The sequence below is a fragment of the Pseudarthrobacter sp. CC4 genome (assembly GCF_048957775.1).
Lineage (GTDB): Bacteria > Actinomycetota > Actinomycetes > Actinomycetales > Micrococcaceae > Arthrobacter.
In genome coordinates this window covers 65,141-83,112 of the sequence record NZ_JARCCZ010000010.1, presented here as the reverse complement: position 1 = coordinate 83,112, position 17,972 = coordinate 65,141, and the positions used below count along the sequence as shown (strand labels likewise).

At 67.4% G+C, this 17,972-nt stretch carries 16 protein-coding genes; 6 read left to right on the top strand and 10 right to left on the bottom strand.

Going from position 1 to position 17,972, the window contains the following annotated elements; genetic code table 11:
• Positions 1-9: 9 nt before the first annotated feature.
• The 5 genes from rbfA to rimP all read right to left on the bottom strand — a co-directional run bounded on the left by rbfA (position 10) and on the right by rimP (position 5,952).
• The gene (gene rbfA, locus PV768_RS08520; protein ID WP_157238601.1) at positions 10-519 is read right to left on the bottom strand and encodes a 30S ribosome-binding factor RbfA; all 510 of its coding nucleotides are present in this window, start codon (positions 517-519) and stop codon (positions 10-12) included.
• Between the two features lie 249 nt (positions 520-768).
• Positions 769-3,684 carry a translation initiation factor IF-2 gene (infB, locus tag PV768_RS08515; RefSeq protein WP_321215850.1) on the bottom strand — a complete coding sequence of 972 codons (2,916 nt, stop codon included), beginning with the start codon at positions 3,682-3,684 and terminating at the stop codon, positions 769-771.
• A 152-nt stretch (positions 3,685-3,836) separates the two neighbouring features.
• Entirely contained in the window at positions 3,837-4,193 is a 357-nt protein-coding gene (locus PV768_RS08510; RefSeq protein ID WP_321215849.1) for a YlxR family protein, read from the bottom strand.
• Positions 4,194-4,357: 164 nt separating this feature from the next.
• On the bottom strand, positions 4,358-5,338 hold the full coding sequence (nusA, locus tag PV768_RS08505; RefSeq protein ID WP_104997387.1) for a transcription termination factor NusA: 981 nt from the start codon (positions 5,336-5,338) through the stop codon (positions 4,358-4,360).
• Positions 5,338-5,952 (bottom strand): ribosome maturation factor RimP, encoded by a 615-nt coding sequence (gene rimP, locus PV768_RS08500; protein ID WP_321215848.1) that lies wholly within the window; start codon positions 5,950-5,952, stop codon positions 5,338-5,340. The genes nusA and rimP overlap by 1 nt, the downstream gene beginning before the upstream one ends.
• Positions 5,953-6,056: 104 nt before the next feature.
• On the opposite strand from rimP, the gene PV768_RS08495 reads away from it, so the two are divergent.
• The 3 genes from PV768_RS08495 (at position 6,057) to PV768_RS08485 (ending at position 9,204) form a co-directional block, all read left to right on the top strand.
• Positions 6,057-7,208: a DUF4439 domain-containing protein gene (locus tag PV768_RS08495; RefSeq protein ID WP_421092796.1), complete on the top strand. Its 1,152-nt coding sequence runs from the start codon at positions 6,057-6,059 to the stop codon at positions 7,206-7,208.
• Positions 7,209-7,343: 135 nt separating this feature from the next.
• Positions 7,344-8,111: a VIT1/CCC1 transporter family protein gene (locus tag PV768_RS08490; protein ID WP_231754787.1), complete on the top strand. Its 768-nt coding sequence runs from the start codon at positions 7,344-7,346 to the stop codon at positions 8,109-8,111.
• A gap of 49 nt (positions 8,112-8,160) precedes the next feature.
• Positions 8,161-9,204, top strand: a complete 1,044-nt coding sequence (locus PV768_RS08485) for an aminoglycoside phosphotransferase family protein (RefSeq protein ID WP_421092795.1) — start codon at positions 8,161-8,163, stop codon at positions 9,202-9,204.
• 12 nt (positions 9,205-9,216) lie between these two features.
• On the opposite strand, the gene PV768_RS08480 is transcribed toward PV768_RS08485, so the two are convergent.
• Genes PV768_RS08480 through PV768_RS08470 form a run of 3 tightly spaced genes read right to left on the bottom strand, consistent with a single transcriptional unit; the run spans position 9,217 to position 13,279 of the window.
• Entirely contained in the window at positions 9,217-10,608 is a 1,392-nt protein-coding gene (locus PV768_RS08480; RefSeq protein ID WP_421092794.1) for a pyridoxal phosphate-dependent decarboxylase family protein, read from the bottom strand.
• A 57-nt stretch (positions 10,609-10,665) separates the two neighbouring features.
• On the bottom strand, positions 10,666-11,460 hold the full coding sequence (locus PV768_RS08475; RefSeq protein ID WP_421092793.1) for a sulfite exporter TauE/SafE family protein: 795 nt from the start codon (positions 11,458-11,460) through the stop codon (positions 10,666-10,668).
• A gap of 7 nt (positions 11,461-11,467) precedes the next feature.
• Positions 11,468-13,279, bottom strand: a complete 1,812-nt coding sequence (locus tag PV768_RS08470; protein ID WP_321215843.1) for a proline--tRNA ligase — start codon at positions 13,277-13,279, stop codon at positions 11,468-11,470.
• 459 nt (positions 13,280-13,738) lie between these two features.
• On the opposite strand from PV768_RS08470, the gene PV768_RS08465 reads away from it, so the two are divergent.
• The 3 genes from PV768_RS08465 to PV768_RS08455 are packed head-to-tail and all read left to right on the top strand — an operon-like array spanning position 13,739 to position 15,950.
• Positions 13,739-14,560 carry an ABC transporter ATP-binding protein gene (locus PV768_RS08465; RefSeq protein WP_421092792.1) on the top strand — a complete coding sequence of 274 codons (822 nt, stop codon included), beginning with the start codon at positions 13,739-13,741 and terminating at the stop codon, positions 14,558-14,560.
• Positions 14,561-14,571: 11 nt separating this feature from the next.
• Positions 14,572-15,315, top strand: coding sequence for an ABC transporter permease (locus PV768_RS08460; protein ID WP_421092791.1), 744 nt, complete (start codon positions 14,572-14,574; stop codon positions 15,313-15,315).
• Positions 15,312-15,950, top strand: a complete 639-nt coding sequence (locus PV768_RS08455) for a TetR family transcriptional regulator (protein ID WP_323057621.1) — start codon at positions 15,312-15,314, stop codon at positions 15,948-15,950. Before PV768_RS08460 ends, PV768_RS08455 begins: the two co-directional genes overlap by 4 nt.
• On the opposite strand, the gene PV768_RS08450 is transcribed toward PV768_RS08455, so the two are convergent.
• Complete coding sequence (locus PV768_RS08450) at positions 15,947-16,837, bottom strand: DUF4081 domain-containing GNAT family N-acetyltransferase (RefSeq protein ID WP_157242576.1); 891 nt, start codon at positions 16,835-16,837, stop codon at positions 15,947-15,949. The genes PV768_RS08455 and PV768_RS08450 overlap by 4 nt on opposite strands.
• On the bottom strand, positions 16,800-17,966 hold the full coding sequence (gene ispG / locus PV768_RS08445) for a flavodoxin-dependent (E)-4-hydroxy-3-methylbut-2-enyl-diphosphate synthase (protein WP_013600504.1): 1,167 nt from the start codon (positions 17,964-17,966) through the stop codon (positions 16,800-16,802). The genes PV768_RS08450 and ispG overlap by 38 nt, the downstream gene beginning before the upstream one ends.
• Positions 17,967-17,972 lie beyond the last annotated feature (6 nt).

Genomic DNA, 17,972 nt, shown 5'->3' with positions numbered 1-17,972 from the left:
GCTCAACGGTTACTTGTGGCCGTCTTCGTCGAGTTCCTCGTCGTCCCCGAGGTCAAGGTCCTCTTCGTCGAAGTCGTCCTCGTCGATGTCCACATCAGCGGAAGCGTCACTCTTGTAGGGGTCGGCGTCGCCCGCGTGCTTTGCCTGGGCGGCAAGCGCGGCCACCTCGGCGTCACGCTTCTTGGCCTCCCGCAGCAGTTCCTCCAGGTTGGAGGCAACCACGGGAATCTGGTCGGCGACGAATTCGAGGCTGGGAGTCAGCCGGACGGTAATGTTCCGGCCAACCTCCTGCCGAAGCACCCCCTTGGCCTTCTCCAGTCCCTTGGCGGCGTCAGCCTGGACAGCCTGGTCGCCAAAGACGGTGTAATACACAGTGGCATGCTGCAGATCATTGGTCACCCGGGCATCAGTGACGGTAATGCCCTCCAGCCGAGGATCCTTAACCTTCCGGCCCAGGGCCTCAGCAACAACAACCTTAATCCGCTGCGCCAACTTGGCAGCACGTGCCGGATCAGCCATGAACAACTCCTAAAAATTTTGGAACGTACGACGGCGTGTTGCAGCTGACGTACCCACGTTCGATTGATGCCACGCACTCTAGGCGGGCCAAAGACGGACCCCCGTTGGGATTTTTTCCGGCGGCCTGGGAGTGGCATCGGGCCTGCCGAAGCTGGGTGGCCGACGTCGTAAGACGTTGGCCACCCAGCGAAGGGGCGGGGCCGCCGGAAAAATCCCAACGACCCCGCACCCTTTTAAGGCTGGAACAGCCTAAACGCGCGGCTTCTCACGCATCTCGAAGGTTTCGATGATGTCACCTTCGTTGATGTCGTTGTACGACCCAAGGCCGATACCACACTCGAAGTCCGTGCGGACCTCGGTGGCGTCGTCCTTGAAGCGCTTGAGCGTCTCAACGGTGAGGTTGTCACCGATGATCTTGCCGTCGCGGCTGATGCGTGCCTTGCTGTTACGGCGGATGATGCCGGAGCGGACGATCGAGCCTGCAATGTTTCCGAACTTGGAGGAGCGGAAGACTTCGCGGACCTCGGCGGTACCCAGCTGGAATTCTTCGTATTCCGGCTTGAGCATGCCCTTGAGCGCCATCTCGATGTCATCAATTGCGGAGTAGATGACGGAGTAGAAGCGCATGTCCACGCCTTCGCGGTCTGCCAGTTCGGCAACGCGCTCGGCAGGCTTGACGTTGAAGCCGATGATGACGGCGCTGTCCACTGTTGCCAGGTTGACGTCGTTCTGCGTGATGGCACCAACACCGCGGTGGATGACGCGCAGCTGCACGCCTTCGCCGACGTCGATCTTGAGCAGGGCGTCTTCGAGGGCTTCCACGGCACCGGACACGTCACCCTTGAGGATGAGGTTGAGGGTGTCGATCTTGCCTTCGGCGACGGCCTGGTCGAAGTCTTCCAGGCTGATGCGCTTGCGGCGCTTGGCCAGTGCGGCGTTGCGGTCCGCGGCTTCGCGCTTCTCGGCGATCTGGCGGGCGGTGCGCTCGTCAGCGGTCACGAAGAAGGTGTCGCCTGCACGCGGGACGTTTGACAGACCCAGCACCTGGACGGGGCGGGACGGGCCGGCCTCGGTCAGGGCGCTGCCGTCGTCGTCGAACATTGCGCGGACGCGGCCGTGGGCCGTGCCTGCAACGATGGTGTCGCCGACGCGCAAGGTACCGGACTGCACCAGGACGGTGGCAACCGCACCGCGGCCCTTGTCCAGGTTGGCTTCGATCGCGATACCGCGGGCGTCCTTGTTCGGGTTGGCGCGCATGTCCAGGGCAGCGTCCGCGGTGAGCAGGACGGCCTCGAGCAGCTCGTCGATGTTGAGGTTCTGGCGGGCAGAGACCTCCACGAACATGGTGTCGCCACCGTACTCTTCCGGAACCAGGCCGTACTCGGTCAGCTGGCCGCGGACCTTGTCCGGGTTGGCGCCTTCCTTGTCGATCTTGTTCACGGCCACAACGATCGGCACGTTGGCCGCCTGTGCGTGGTTGAGGGCTTCAACGGTCTGCGGCATAACGCCGTCGTCCGCTGCGACCACCAGGATGGCGATATCGGTGACCTTCGCACCACGGGCACGCATGGCGGTGAACGCCTCGTGGCCCGGGGTATCGATGAAGGTGATCTTCCGGTCGTCGCCTTCATGGTTGTGCGTGACCTGGTAGGCACCGATGTGCTGGGTGATTCCACCGTGCTCGCCGGCCATGACGTCGGACTTGCGGATGGCATCGAGCAGGCGGGTTTTACCGTGGTCCACGTGGCCCATGACGGTGACAACCGGAGGACGGGCCTCAAGTTCTTCGTCGCCTTCGGCTTCGAGCTCGGCATCGAAGTCGATGTCGAACCCGGACAGCAGCTCGCGCTCCTCGTCTTCCGGAGACACAACCTGGAGCTTGTAGCCCAGCTCCTCGCCCAGCAGGGCAAAGGTCTCTTCATCCAGCGACTGCGTGGCCGTGGCCATTTCACCGAGGTGGAAGAGGACAGTCACCAGCGCGGCGGGGTTTGCCTCGATCTTGTCGGCGAAGTCCGTGATGGACGAGCCGCGGCGCAGCCGGATCACAGTGTTGCCGTCGCCGCGGGGTACGCTCACGCCACCCAGCGACGGGGCACTCATCTGCTCAAGTTCCTGGCGCTTTGCACGCTTCGACTTGCGCTGCTTGCCACGTCCGGCGCCGCCCTTGCCGAAGGCACCCTGGGTACCGCCGCGGCCGCGTCCGCCCTTGCCGAAGCCACCGCCGGCGGGAGCACCGCCGCCGCCACCGGGACCACCGGTTCCTGGAGCGCCGCCCGGGCGTCCGGGACCACGGCCGCCGGCACCGGGACGTCCCGCACCGGCCGGAGCCGGGCGTTCAGTACGGTTGGGCATCATGCCCGGGGTGGGACGGTTTCCACCGGCACCACCTGGCCGCGGTGCACCCGGACGGGGACCGCCTGCACCTGCTGCGGGACGGGGGCCACCTGCACCTGCCGCGGGGCGGGGGCCGCCCGGACGGGGACCGCCTGCGCCTGCTGCGGGGCGCGGACCACCGGGACGGTCGCCGTCAGTACGGCTTCCACCCGGACGGGGCATGCCCTGGGAGGTGGCAAACGGGTTGTTGCCGGGACGGGGAGCACGCTCGCCGTCGCCGCCACGGCCGCGGGGCATGCCCTGGGACGTAGCGAAGGGGTTGTTGCCCGGACGGGGACCGCCGGGACGTGGTGCCGAGCTGCCCTGCCCTGATCCGCCGGAGCGGGTGGGTGCAGCAGGCGTTTCGGCTTTGGGTGCCGGCCGGGCGCCGGGCTTTGCCCCGGTGGTCGGAGCGGCCTGGGCAGGGGCGGCCGGAGCAGCCGGTGCGCTGGCAGCGGGTGCTGCCGGAGCAGCCGCCTGTGCCGGTGCTGCCGGAGCGGCGGGGGCCGGTGCCTGCGCCTGCGGAGCGGGAGCCTTGGGGGCGGCCGGTCCGGGAGCGGGGGTTGAGGGGCGTGCTTCTGCCGCCGGGGCGGGAGCCTTGGGGGCTGTTGCCGGAGCTGCTGCCTTGGGGGCGGCGTCCGGGAAGGCGTTGCGCAGCTTCCGCACAACGGGGGCCTCAATGGTGGAAGAGGCGGAGCGAACAAATTCGCCCAGTTCCTGCAGTTTTGTCACTGCATCTTTGGAAGTAATACCGAGCTCTTTTGCGAGCTCGTGTACGCGGACCTTGGCCACATTTCTCCTGTCTCGGTCCGCACCGAGCCAGGCACGAACCGTCTACTTCTTACTGCGGGCCCAAGCCGCGATTACTGCAGCAGGGCCCATTGCAGAGCGCAACAAAGTTGTCATCGTTACGCACTCATCGCTGGGAACTCATCGGGTTTCCATCAGATTTCTGACCCGCTTTCAGGTTGGACGGTTGGTGTTGCAGTTACCGGAGCGCCTGCAACGTACGCGCCTGACTTGATCCGGCGTTCGACGGCGGCGGTACCGGCCGCGCCCCCCAGGGCACGTCCGAATGCACGCCGCTTGATGGCCAGAGCCAGGCACGATTCGCTGGGATGCAGCCATGCACCCCGGCCAGCCATCCGGCGTCGTTCATCCACCAGGACAGCGGTTGAACCGCTGCCTTCGGCGACGAGCCGGAGTAACTCAGACCGCAGCCCCTTCTTTCGGCATCCGATGCAGGTACGCTCCGGCTGATTCCCGCTTGCTACTGGCACGGTCATCTTCCTGACGTTCATACTTGCTGGCCGCAGACGGCCCACTCCGCGGTAAGCGGAACGGGCACGCCCAAGGCGCACGACTGCCGGCCGTTAGGCGCGGTCTTTACTATTCTAGCCCCTCCCGGCCGTTCTGCCCGAAACTGCGGGGGCGTTTCCGGCGCGGGAGGACGGCGGGAGGCCGCCTAGTTGTCCCGGGCCTGGGCGGCGTCGGACACGATGTCAATCCGCCAGCCGGTGAGCTTGGCCGCCAGCCGCGCGTTCTGGCCCTCTTTCCCGATTGCCAGGGAGAGCTGGTAGTCCGGAACCACCACGCGGGCGGACCGGGTGGCCTCATCGGTGATGGTGACGGAATTCACTCGCGACGGCGACAGCGCGCTGGCAATGAAGGTAGCCGGATTCTCGCTGAAATCGACGATGTCGATCTTTTCGTCGTTGAGCTCGTTCATGACGGCGCGGACACGCGACCCCATCTCGCCGATGCAGGCACCCTTGGCATTGATGCCGGGAACGTTGGCCTTGACCGCAATCTTGGTACGGTGGCCGGCTTCCCGGGCCAGTGCCACGATCTCGACGGAGCGGTCGGCGATCTCCGGCACCTCCAGTTCAAAGAGCTTGCGGACCAGGCCGGGGTGGGACCTGGACAGGGTGACGGACGGGCCCTTTGAACCACGGTGGACGTCAATGACCAACGCGCGCAGCCGGTTGCCGTGGATGTATTTCTCCCCGGGAACCTGCTCGGGCGGCGGCAGCAGCGCTTCGACGGAGCCCAGGTTGACCTGGATCATGTGGGGGTTGTTGCCCTGCTGGATGGTGCCGGACACCAGCTCGCCTTCGCGGCCCTTGAATTCGCCCAGCACGTTGTCGTCCTCAACGTCACGCAGGCGCTGCAGGATGATCTGGCGCGCGGTGCTGGCAGCGATCCGGCCGAACCCCTCAGGGGTGTGCTCGAACTCACCAATGGGGGCGCCGTCGTCGTCAATCTCCACAGCCCAGATGGTCACGTGGCCGCTCTTGCGGTCCAGTTCGGCACGGGCCTTTTCGAAAGCGCCGGGCGACTTGTGGTAGGCCACCAGGAGCGCCTGCTCAATGGTGGGGATCAGGAGGTCCAGCGGAATTTCACGCTCACGCTCCAGAAGTCTCAGTGCGCTCATGTCAATATCCATCAGGCCTCCTCAGAAGGTCCATTGTGTTCAGGTTCCAGACCGTCCTCAGAGAGGTGGCTGAATTCGATCTCGACTTTTCCGTTGCGGATCCTGTCGAAAGGAAGCTTGATGGGATCGCCCTGCTTGGGCTTCATGCCCTTCTTCACGGCGATCTCCGGGATGATCGTCACTCCCCCGTCATCCACTGACTGGATGCGGCCGGTGACGTTGTCCCCCTGGACAACATTGACCTTGACCATGCGGCCCTTCGCGCGGTGCCAGTGGCGCGGCTCGGTCAGGGGGCGCCCCACGCCGGGCGAGGAAACCTCGAGATCGTAGGGCCGGCCGTCGTCGGCGGGATCGTTGTCCAGGACGTCGGACAGGACTCTCGAGATGTCGGCAATGACATCAAGGCCGACGCCGCCGGATTCCTCCTGCGGCAGGTCCACGACGACGTGGACCACCCGGTGGGAACCCGCCAGGATGGCCACATCCTCCAGGTACAGGCGGTTCGCCTGCACCGCTGGTTCAAGGAGCGCGCGGAGGCGGGCAGCTTCGGGGTTGTTTGCGGGTGCGGCATCAGCCTTACCCGTTCCGGTCAGGTCCGATGAAGCCGTGGCTTCTGAATTGCTCACGATGCCCGCCGCCTCCCTATAGATGATGTTGTGTGTACTAGCGTAGCTATTTTACCGGTCCGGCGGGACGGAGATTCCCAGCCGGCGTGACACCATGGTCTGTTGTGAAAGACGACAATCGGGAAAACCGCCCAGTGCAGCGCTATTTCCGGTACGCCGTTGTTTCGTTCACGGCCTTCCTTGTCCTCAGCCTCGGATTCGCCCTGATCCCCGCGGAACCGCCGCCGCCCGCGGATCCGCCGTTCTCCGAGCAGGCGAGGATGGCCGCGCTGGATGATGCGCTGGAGCTGCGGACTGCCGCCGGGCTGCTGTCTGCCGCGACCGCAGCCGGCGGCGCCCCGGATACTGCCGGAAAAACGGCCGCCGTGGACGCGGCTGTGACATTGCTGACGCTGCAGGCGCGCACCCTCCTTTCGCCGTCGGATTCCTCCCCTCTCCCCCAACAGCCGACGGCGCTTCCCACGACGCCGCTTCCCGGCCTTGCAGGGCTGGCTTCCGCGCTCTCGGCCAGCGGAGTGCAGCGCCTCGCTGACGCAGCAAAGGCAGACGGCGGGATGGCACGGCTGCTGGCCGGCGCCGGCACCGCCCAGCTGCTTGCCGCCGAGGATGTGGCCGCGGCCGGCGGCATCGCCGTGGAAACACTGCCGCACGCAGCCGCAGGGACCCCCGCAGCCACCCCAACCTCGTCCCCCGCGGGATCCGCCTGCCCGTCACTTCCTCCGGCGCCAGAGGGCCCTCCCACGCCCGCGGCGCCTGCATCTGCTGGACAGGAAACAACCGGCGCAGGGACGGCTGCAGCTGTCGCCGGTGCGCTTTCAGCAGCCCTGGCCGCCGAACAGCAGAGCGTCTACGCCTACCAGGCGGCCCTCCCCCGCCTGGCGGCCAAGGACGCCGGCGCGGCGGGAGCGTTCCTCGCCGAGCATGAAGACCTTGCCGCCGAAGCGACGGCGCACACCCGGGCAGCATGCAGTGCCGCACAGGCGCAGCAGCCCGGCTACGTTCTGGACCCGGATTTCCTTGCCGCCCCGGCTGCCGGGCTTGCCCGCCTGGAGCTGGGGTCGCTGCCTGCCTTCGGGGACGTCATTGCCCTTGCCGACGGCGGCACGCGGGAGTGGGCCATCTCCGCCCTTCAGTCCGCGGCACGCCGGGCTGGCCATTGGGGCGGCGACCCGGGGCCGGTTCCCGGCGTCGTCCTCGACCAGGACCAGCTGCCGGACCTTCCCGCCAGTTCCGCCACTGCGCCGACAGGACCATGAGCTCCGGGGGCGCGGCAGCACTTCTTCTCCCATCATTACGGCACCCACCCCCACTCCGACGAACCCGCTCCGGGCGGCGTCTTTCCTGCCAGGGCAGGGTGGCCCCGGAAGACTTCTAATGGTTTGCTGAAGAGCATGGACGCATACGAACCGGCCGAACAGGGTGCAGCGGACGCCGGGAGCCCGGAACTTCGCCGCCATCTGGAGACTGAACCGCACGGCAACGACACCGCCCAGCGGCTGAACTGGCTGCGGGCGGGCGTCCTGGGCGCCAACGACGGCATCGTCTCGGTGGCGGCCATCGTGGTTGGCGTGGCAGGGGCCACCGCCGAGTCCGGTCCCATCCTCGCCGCGGGGGCCGCGGGACTGGTGGGCGGAGCGGTGTCCATGGCGCTGGGCGAGTACGTATCTGTGAGCAGCCAGAGCGACAGCCAAAAAGCCCTGATAGAGAAGGAACGCCGGGAGCTGGCCGAGCAACCGGAGGAGGAGCTGGCGGAACTCACCGCCATCTACCTTGCCAAGGGCCTCAGCCCCGAAACAGCCGGCAAGGTGGCCCAAGAACTCACGGCCCATGATGCCCTGGCCGCGCACCTCACCGCCGAGCTCAACATCGACGAGACAGACATCGTGAGCCCCTGGCACGCGGCCTTCGCTTCGGCCGTGGCCTTTATCATCGGCGCGGTCCTCCCGATGCTGGCAATCCTTCTTCCGCCGCCGGAAATCCGTGTTCCCTTGACCTTTGCTGCGGTCCTGGTGGCCCTGGCCCTGACAGGAGCACTGGGCGCGTGGATCGGCGGCGGTTCCAAATCCAGGGCCGCGGTCCGGGTGGTGGTGGGCGGCGCCCTGGCCCTCGCCGCCACGTTCAGCATCGGCAGCCTGCTCGGCGCCACGGGCGTGGTGTAGGGCCTGCATCCCCCGGGCCAGCACGGCCGTTGCCCTTAGGCTGGGACTGATGAGCCAGCCAACGGTACTCCCCATCCCTCCGGACCTTGCCGCGCGCTACGGCGGCACCCCGGAAGGCCGGGCCTGGCTGGCTTCCTTGCCCGGCACCGCCGAAAGCCTGCTTGCCCGGTGGCGCCTTGCCTCCGGCCTTGGTCCCGGCGTCGCGCCCTGGAACGGCCATGGTGCGATCGTCATTCCGGTGGTCCGGGAGGACGGCTCCCCCGCTGCCCTCAAGATCGCCTTCCCCCACGACGAAGCGCGGGCGGAGCGGCATGCGCTGGAACTGTGGAACGGGCGGGGCGCCGTCGCGCTGTTGGCGTCGGATGCAGGCACGTGTTCCATGCTCCTCGAAAGGCTCGACGCCGGGCGCCCGCTCAGCAACCTGCCAATGGCTGACGCCGCGGCCGTGTGGGGTGGACTGGTCCGCCAGTTGAGCATTGTTCCGGACGACCGGCCGCAGTGGCGGGAATTCGAGCACATCGCCGCTCGTGCCGAACAGTGGAGCGATGACCTGCCTGCGGATTGGGACCAGCTGGGACGCCCTTTTCCGCGCTGGCTGCTGGAAGCGGCGCTGGAGGTCTGCCAGACGCGCGGGGCGGTGGGCCGCCGCACGGCGCGGGACGTCCTGGTCCATACTGACCTGCACTACCTCAACATCCTGGCCAGGCCGGGCACGCGCGGAACAGGCGGAAAGCCGACGCCGGGCGGCTTCGCAGCCATTGACCCCCAGCCCATGATCGGTGAACCGGAGTTCGGCGTGGCCCCGCTGTTGTGGAACCGCCTGCCGGACCTGCCGCTGAACCAGCCCGAAGCCGGCCTGCGTCAACGCTGCGCGGACTTCAGTGCCGCAGCCGGCCTGGACCCCGATGCGGCCCGGCATTGGGCCGTGGCCAGGGAAGTGGCCAACGCGCTGGGGTACGCCGGAAAGCCTGGCCATCGCGGCGACCTGGCGAGGTCCCTCTGGGTTGCCAGCACCCTCGCCGGGCGCACCCTGGAAGGACTGCCACCGGCCCACGCCTTGCCGGAGCCCGGCCAGGCCCTGGGGCCAGGCTGACCGGTTCCCGGGTCAGCTGCCGCGCACGGCGGCCAGTGCGGAACGGATCGCGTCCACGGCAGTGCCCACCTCGTCCCCTTCGGTGCGCCAGTTGCTGACCGACACCCGGAGGATGTCCCGGTCCCGCCACCGTGAGCCGGACATCCATACCCTGCCGTCCCTGATGACGCGGGCCGTCACCGCCCGGGTGGTGGCGTCGTCGCCGAACGCCACGCAAACCTGCGTGTAGCCGACGTCGTTCAGCACTTCCACGCCGTCCAGCCCGGCCAGCCCCGCGGCGATTTCCGAGGCCGCGGCGGCCATTCCCTCCACCTGGGCTGCAACGCCGTCGGAGCCGAGGCTCTTCAGGGCTGCCCACACCGTCACGCCGCGCGCCCGCCGTGACAGCTCCGGGACCTTTTCGAAGGGATCGCCGGGACCTTCCGCGTCATGCACCAGGTAGCTGGCGTGCAGGCCCATGGCAGAGCGAAGGGCTGCAGCATCCCGCACAATTGCGATGCCGCAGTCGTAGGGAACGTTGAGGGTTTTGTGGGCATCCGTTCCCCAGGAGTCCGCATCCTCATAGCCACGGATCAGATGCCGCAGTTCGGGGGCTGCGGCGGCCCACAGGCCGAAGGCGCCATCCACATGGACCCAGGCTCCGTGTTTCCGGGCAACGCGGATGGCTTCGGGGAACGGGTCAAAAGCGCCTGAATGGACGTTCCCCGCCTGGAGGCAGACTAATGCGGGGCCTGAGCCTCCAGCCAGTGCTGCGTCCAAGGCTTCGGGGATCAACCGCCCCTGGCTGTCGGCGTCCACCACCACGGGCTTGCCCAGGCCCAGGTAGCGCAGGCCAAGGTCCACGGTGTCATGCCGTTCCCGCCCCACCAGGCAGCGGACCCTCGGAGCGCCAAACAGCCCGTCACTGTCCAGGTCCCAGCCGGCGTCCGCAAGCAGCCGCCACCGTGCGGCCGCCATGCAGGTGAAATTCGCCATCGTGGCGCCGGTAACGAACCCGACGTCGGACTGTCCAGGAAGTCCCAGCAGTTCCAGGAGCCAACTGCCCGCGCCCTCCTCGACCGCCGCCATGGCAGGGGTGGCGTAGCGCAGTCCGGCGTTCTGGTCCCAGGCACTCACCAGCCAGTCGGAGGCAAGGGCGGCAGGTAACGTCCCGCCGATCACCCAGCCAAAGAACCGGCCGGAGGGCATGGCCATGAGCCCCGGTTCTGCCGTCTTTGCCAGCAGGTCCACCACTTTCTCAGCCGGCATCCCCTCACGCGGCAGCGGGCCGCCAAAGGCGCCGGTAAGGTCATGGGCGGCCGCCGCCGGTCCCACGGGCCTCTCGGGGAGGCTTCGCAGCCAGGCCGCGGCGTGGCCTGCCGCTGCCGCCAGGGCCCGGGCGTACTCGTCATAGCCATGTGACATATCTGCATGCTACGCCTCCGCCGGCCGGGCCTCCGAGCCTGCTTTTCCAGGGCGGTATCAGGCGAAGTTTTCCTGCCAGGCGTCGTAGCCGAGCTTGATGATGAGGGCCGACACCACTACCAGGAAGACCACCCGGACAAAGCGGCTTCCCTGTTTCACTGCTGTCCTGGCTCCGAGGTATCCGCCCGCCATATTGGCTGCCCCCAGCAGCAGGCCCAGGCCCCACAGGAGGGAGCCGTGGGGCAGGAAGAACAGCAGTGCGCCCGCATTGGTGGCCATGTTGACGATCTTGGCTTTGGCGCTGGCTTCCAGGAAGGCATACCCCATCGCCGAGACCAGCGCGATGACCAGGAAGGAGCCTGTCCCCGGACCGATGAGGCCGTCGTAGAAACCAATGACGGCCCCGATCAGGCAGGCAACCACGTAGTGCCTGCGGCCATCATGCCGCAGGGCGGTGATGCCGCCAACGTCCGGCTTCAGTGCTGTGAAAAGGGCGACGGCGACCAGCGCCGTGACGATGATGGGCTTGAAGACAGTGGCGGGCAGCGTCGCTGCCAGCACGGCGCCGCCAAAGCTGCCCGCCAGGGCGATCGCGGCCATCGGCAGCGCCGTCCTAAGGTCCGGTCCTACGCGCCTGTAGTAGGTGGCAGCACTGGTGGCTGTGCCGAAGATGGACCCCATCTTGTTCGTCGCCAGCGCTTGGACGGGGGTGATCCCCGGGACCAGCAGCAGGGCGGGGAGCTGGATCAGCCCGCCCCCGCCTACCACTGCATCCACCCAGCCGGCGGCAAAACCGGCAAGCACGATTAAGAGGAGTGTTGTCAGCCCGAGCGATTCGAGTCCGAACTCCACTGCCGGGTCAGCTGGTGCGGACAGCGTTGACTACGTAGTCAACCGCCTTGTCCACTGCCACGTTTTCGGCGTCACCGCTGCGGCGGTCCTTGATCTCGACCACACCATCCACCAGGCCGCGGCCAACGGCCAGGATGGTGGGAACGCCCAACAGTTCGGCATCGCCGAACTTGACCCCGGGCGAAACCTTCGGCCGGTCGTCGAGCAGGACATCCAGGCCTGCTGCCTCAAGGTCGGCCGCCAGCCGCTCGGCGGTGGCGAAGATCTCCTCGCCCTTGCCCACGGCGACCACATGGACATCGGCAGGGGCAACAGCACGCGGCCAGACGAGTCCCCGTGCGTCGTGGTTGGCCTCGGCCAGCGCTGCAACGGCCCGGGTGACGCCGACGCCATAGGAGCCCATGGTCACGGTGACCTGCTTGCCGTTCTGGTCCAGGACCTTCAGCTCCAGCGCTTCTGCGTACTTGCGGCCGAGCTGGAAGATGTGCCCCATCTCGATGCCACGGGCGGTCTCCAGCGGGCCGGAGCCGTCCGGGGCGGGATCACCTTCGCGCACTTCGGTGCACTCGATGACGCCGTCCCAGGTGAAGTCGCGTCCGGCCACCAGGCCGTAAACGTGCCTGCCGGCCTCATTGGCGCCCGTGATCCAGGAAGTGCCGCGGACCACGCGGGGGTCCACCAGGTACAGAAGCTTCGTTGCACTTTCGGCTCCCAGCAGGGGCTCCTCCAGGGACAGGCCGGGGCCGAGGTAGCCCTTGACGATGAGCGGCTGTTTCTTGAGGTCGTCGTCGTTGGCTGCTTCCAGCCCGATCTCCCCGCCGATGGGCAGGAAGGATCCGATGTTCGCTTCGACGCGCTTCAGGTCCACGGCGCGGTCGCCCGGCACCCCGATGACCACCAGCTGGCGCTCCCCGGTGGGCAGGGTAACGGCGAGCACGACGTTCTTCAGCGTGTCGGCGGCGGTCCAGGCACCGCCGTCGGCCTCGCTGCGCGGGGCGAGTGTATTTGAGGCTGCCACCAGGGTGTCGATGGTGGGGGTGTCCGGGGTGTCGAGCACCTCGGCGGCAGGAGCATCGGTGAAGTCGATTTCCGCCGGAGCCACGGTGGTCACGGCTTCAACGTTGGCTGCGTAGCCGCCGGCGGACCGCACGAAGGTGTCCTCGCCGATGTCGGTGGGGTGCAGGAACTCTTCGCTTTTGGAGCCGCCCATAGCACCGGCCGTCGCGGTAACCGGGATGACCTCCAGCCCGAGGCGCTCGAAGATGCGCAGGTAGGCGCCGCGGTGGGCGGCGTAGCTTGCGTCCAGGCCGGCGTCATCCACGTCGAAGGAGTAGGAGTCCTTCATGATGAACTCGCGGCCGCGCAGGAGGCCCGCACGGGGACGCGCCTCGTCGCGGTACTTGTTCTGGATCTGGTAGAGGCTCAGCGGCAGGTCCTTGTAGGAGGAGTACAGGTCCTTGACCAGCAGCGTGAACATTTCCTCGTGCGTGGGGGCCAGCAGGTAATCGGCGCCCTTGCGGTCCTGGAGCCGGAACAGGCCCTCGCCGTATTCGGTCCAGCGGTTGGTGGCCTCGTAGGGCTCACGGGGCAGGAGGGCCGGAAAGTGGACTTCCTGCGCCCCGATCCTGGCCATCTCCTCGCGGATGACGGCTTCCACCTTGCGCAGGACGCTCAGTCCCAGCGGCAGCCAGGTGTAGATGCCGGGGGCGGCACGGCGGATGTAACCTGCGCGGACCAGGAGCCGGTGGCTGGCCACCTCGGCGTCGACGGGATCTTCGCGGAGGGTGCGCAGGAATAGCTGGGACAGTCTTGTAACCACGGGTGGGTATCCGTTTCTGGGGAGTGCTGGAGAGCAGGGCCGGGATTTCGTCTGGTACTAATCTACCGGCTGGCACGGCCACTCCCCGCTGGCGGGTACGCAGCGCAGCCGGTGCGGGCACCGGCCGCCCGGCAGCGGTACAGCCGCCCGGCACTTTCCCGGAACGCAGTTGAGCCACGCCCGGAGATGCAAAGCCCCTGGCCCCCCATGAGGCTGGTCATCGCATCCGGGCGTGGCTCGACGCCGTTATCGCCTAAGTACTGGTGAGGACTGGTGAGACCGCCCACGCCACTCCAGCGCAGCTAGATCGAACCTATGTGATGGGAGGCACATTGACAAGTGTTTCTCATTTCTTGCTGTTGACCGGGCCTTTCCGGCGCCCTAGCTTTAATTCATCAGGTGATGAATTACGGCGCCACCAGGCGCCGGCAGCCCTGCTCCTGGCAACGGAGGGCGATCATGTCCCATGCGGCGGCAATACCGGAAGGTCAGGGCCGAACGGGCGGAGACGCCATTGTCGCCGCCGGCCTGAATGTCACGCGAGGCAAGGTCCCTGTGCTTCGCGGGCTGGACTTCACCATCCCGGCCGGCAGGATCACCGGACTGCTGGGACCCTCGGGCAGCGGAAAGACGACCCTCATGCGGGCCATCGTCGGTGTCCAGCGGCTTGCGTCCGGAACGGTGCAGGTCCTGGGCCTGCCCGCCGGCAGCGCTGCCCTGCGCCACCGGGTGGGCTATGTGACCCAGTCGCCGAGTCTGTACCCGGACCTGACTGTGGAAGCGAATGTCCGCTACTTCGGAGCCATGCACCGGAAAACGAAGCTTGAGGCGGCGGAGGCGATTGCCGCCGTCGGGCTTGAACGGCAGGCCCGGCAGAAGACGGCGGACCTGTCCGGCGGCGAACTCAGCCGCGCCTCCCTCGCCTGCGCACTGGTGGCGCATCCCCCGCTCCTGGTGCTGGACGAACCGACCGTAGGACTGGACCCGGTACTGCGGGCGGACCTCTGGAGCCGGTTCCAGGCCATGGCAGAGGCTGGAACGACCCTCCTCGTGTCCAGCCACGTGATGGAGGAAGCCAGCCGGTGTGACGACTTGCTGCTCCTCCGTGGGGGCAGGCTGCTCGCCCGGCTGACGCCCGGGGAACTCAGCCGGCGCGGACACAGCAGCGACCTTGAGAAGGCGTTCCTCCACATCATCCAGGAGACGACGGCGCCGGAGATGCCCGGGGCAGCGGCTGCCGGCACCCGGGAACCCAAGGCACGGACCAGGAGCGTGCGGTGATGGATGTCCGAATGATGCTCGCCACGACGCACCGGGTGCTGGACCAGCTCCGCCACGACCACCGGAGCATCGCGATGATCCTGGTGGTGCCCGCGCTGCTGCTCACTGCGGTCTACTTCCTGTACGAGAACGAGACGCTGCCTCCGGGAGCCTCCCGGACCTTCGACCGGGTAGGCCTGATGATGCTGGCCATCTTCCCCTTCGTGGTGATGTTCCTGGTCACGTCCATCACCATGCTGCGCGAGCGCACCTCCGGAACCCTGGAACGGCTGCTCACCACACCCGTGCACAAAGCCGACCTCCTCTTTGGCTACGGCCTGGCGTTTTCCATCATGGCCGCCCTGCAGTCGCTGGTGGCCACCGCCGTTGCCTACTGGATCTTCGATCTTGATATCCAGGGGCCGCCCGGCTTCGTGGTCCTGGTCGCCGTGATCAACGCGGTCCTGGGGGTGGCCCTGGGACTGCTGTGTTCAGCTTTCGCCAGGACCGAGTTCCAGGCGGTGCAGTTTATGCCCGTGGTGGTGGTGCCGCAGATCCTGCTGTGCGGACTGTTCGTGGCCCGGGACCGCATGAACGATGTCCTTGAAGCGATCTCCAACGTCCTTCCCCTGACATTCTCCGTGGACGCCCTGCAGGAGATAGCTGCCAACACGGAAGCCACGGAACAGCTATGGCAGGACGCCGGGATCATGGTGGTGATTGTTGTGGGAGTCCTGGTGCTGGCCTCCCTCACCCTGCGCAGGCAGAGCCCGTGAGCGCACCGGGCGGACAGCCCCCGGCTGTGCGGCGGGGACGCCGGGGCGGGACAAACGCATCGCGGGGCCACATCCTCGAGGCGGCGCGGCGGCTTTTCGCCGAGCACGGCTTTGAGGGGACCAGCCTGCGGCAGGTGGCGCGGTCGGCCGGGGTGGATCCGGCCATGATCCACCATTTCTTCAACGGGAAAGACGAGCTCTTCGCCCTCAGCGTGGAGCTTCCGGCGGATCCCGGGGAGGTGTTGGCCGGCGTGGAGGATTCTCCCCCCGGCGAGCGGGCCGAGCTCATCGTCCAAGCAGTGCTGCGCCTGTGGGAGAGCCCTGCCCAGCCAGGACTGGTGGCATTCTTGCGCGGGACCATTGGATCGAAGGCGAAGACCGCCCTCCTCCGGGAGACCGCCACCCGGGCCATCATCAGCCGCATCATGGCGGGCGTGCCCGGGCCGAAGGAGGACGTGGCGCTTCGCGGCGGCCTGGTGGCGACGCAGATGGTGGGATTGATGATGGTCCGCTACGTGGTCCGGCTGGAGCCGCTGGCGTCCGCGGCACCCGAGGACGTGGTCCGGCTGGTCGCACCCAATGTGCAGCGCTACCTGACGGGAGACCTGGACGGCAGGAAGGGGACGCAGTCCTAGAAGAGAACGGTGGCGAAGGTCCCCACCTGCTGGAAACCGACCCGCTCGTAGGTGGCCCGTGCGCGGGTGTTGAAGCCGTTGACGTAAAGGCTTGTGGTGGGCGCCACCCTTTGTGCCTGCTCCACCACTGCCGCCATATACCCGGGGCTCAGCCCCTGGCCGCGGTAGAGGGGGTTCATCCAGACGCCCTGGATCTGCGTTACGTCGGAGGTGACGGCCCCGAGTTCGGCCTTGAACACCACTTCGCCGGCGTCGTTCAGGTGCACGAGGGAGTGCCCTTGCCGAATCAGGCTTTCCACCCGGCGGCTGTAGAACTCCCTGCCGCCCAGGAAAGGGGAATATCCCACTTCTTCCTCGAACATCGCGGCGCACGCCGGCAGGATGCGGTCGAAATCCGCTAGGTTTCCCAGCCCCAGCCCCGGGTTCGGCTCAACGGACGGGGGCCCGCCGATTGTCATCAAAGGCTGGTCCGGGCGCACCTCGTGGGCCCGGTGCCCCAACTCAACCAATTCTGCGTGAAGGGCCAGTACGGAACTGGCGGGGCCGAAGGCGGAGGCGTAGCGGCGTCCGGATGCGCTGGCCGCCGCAGCCACCACTCCGGCCAGGTCCGGGTCCAGCTGCACGGGAACCAGGTTGGCCCCTGCCCAGCAGGCACCCGCCAGGACGCCGTCGTCGAACACGCCGAGGACCCCGGCTCCGCCGCTGGTGGCTGCGGCGGAACCGGCGGCACGCAGGTGCGCCAGGATGAACACGTTCGTGACCGGATCACGCTGCGCCAGGAGCCTCAGCGCTGCAGTGTCCTCCCGGTCCAGGGTACGGACGGAAATCCCCGGCGGGGCGGGGACGTCCTTACGAGACGCTAACCACGGGGCTACCCTTGACAGCATCTTCGCCATCGGCCTCCCCCATCTCTTCCGCGATACGCATGGCCTCTTCGATCAGTGTCTCAACAATCTGGCTCTCAGGGACAGTCTTGATGACCTCGCCCTTCACAAAGATCTGGCCCTTGCCGTTGCCCGAGGCAACGCCAAGATCTGCTTCGCGGGCTTCGCCCGGGCCGTTGACCACGCAGCCCATGACCGCCACGCGCAGTGGAATCTCCATTCCTTCAAGCCCGGCCGTAACCTGCTCGGCCAGCGTGTAGACGTCCACCTGGGCGCGGCCGCAGGAGGGGCAGGAGACGATTTCCAGCTTGCGCGGACGCAGGTTGAGGGACTGGAGGATCTGGTTTCCCACTTTGATTTCCTCCACCGGCGGAGCGGAGAGGGAAACCCGGATGGTGTCGCCGATGCCCCGGGACAGAAGCGCCCCGAAGGCCGTGGCCGACTTGATGGTTCCCTGGAATGCCGGGCCTGCCTCGGTGACGCCGAGGTGCAGCGGCCAGTCGCCCTTTTCCGCCAGCATCTCGTACGCGGCCACCATAATGACGGGGTCGTTGTGCTTCACGGAAATCTTGAAGTCGTGGAAACCGTGCTCCTCGAAGAGGGATGCTTCCCAGACGGCAGACTCCACGAGCGCCTCCGGGGTGGCCTTTCCATACTTCTTCAGGATTCCGGGCTCCAGGGAGCCGGCGTTCACGCCGATGCGGATGGACGTCCCGTGATCGCGGGCAGCCGCTGCGATCTCCTTGACCTGGTCATCGAACTTGCGGATGTTGCCGGGGTTGACCCGCACCGCTGCGCAGCCGGCCTCGATCGCCGCGAAGACGTACTTGGGCTGGAAGTGGATGTCCGCGATGACGGGAATCTGGGACTTCCGGGCGATGATGGGCAGCGCCTCGGCGTCGTCGGCGGACGGGCAGGCAACGCGCACGATGTCGCAGCCCGACGCCGTCAGTTCCGCGATCTGCTGGAGGGTGGCGTTGATGTCCGTGGTGGGCGTCGTAGTCATGGACTGCACGCTGATGGGCGAGTCCGAGCCGACCCCCACGGAACCGACTTTGATCTGCCGCGTCTTGCGGCGGGGGGCAAGGACGGGTGGCGGTGCTGAGGGCATTCCCAGGCTGACCGAGGTCACGAGGAC

Excerpts from the sequence above, each read along its gene's own strand:
- nusA (WP_104997387.1), bottom strand. The coding sequence starts at position 5,338 with ATGGATATTGACATGAGCGCACTGAGACTTCTGGAGCGTGAGCGTGAA.
- PV768_RS08465 (WP_421092792.1), top strand. The coding sequence starts at position 13,739 with ATGTCCCATGCGGCGGCAATACCGGAAGGTCAGGGCCGAACGGGCGGA.
- PV768_RS08490 (WP_231754787.1), top strand. The coding sequence starts at position 7,344 with ATGGACGCATACGAACCGGCCGAACAGGGTGCAGCGGACGCCGGGAGC.
- rbfA (WP_157238601.1), bottom strand. The coding sequence starts at position 519 with ATGGCTGATCCGGCACGTGCTGCCAAGTTGGCGCAGCGGATTAAGGTT.
- PV768_RS08510 (WP_321215849.1), bottom strand. The coding sequence starts at position 4,193 with ATGAACGTCAGGAAGATGACCGTGCCAGTAGCAAGCGGGAATCAGCCG.
- PV768_RS08485 (WP_421092795.1), top strand. The coding sequence starts at position 8,161 with ATGAGCCAGCCAACGGTACTCCCCATCCCTCCGGACCTTGCCGCGCGC.
- PV768_RS08460 (WP_421092791.1), top strand. The coding sequence starts at position 14,572 with ATGATGCTCGCCACGACGCACCGGGTGCTGGACCAGCTCCGCCACGAC.
- PV768_RS08450 (WP_157242576.1), bottom strand. The coding sequence starts at position 16,837 with ATGCTGTCAAGGGTAGCCCCGTGGTTAGCGTCTCGTAAGGACGTCCCC.
- PV768_RS08480 (WP_421092794.1), bottom strand. The coding sequence starts at position 10,608 with ATGTCACATGGCTATGACGAGTACGCCCGGGCCCTGGCGGCAGCGGCA.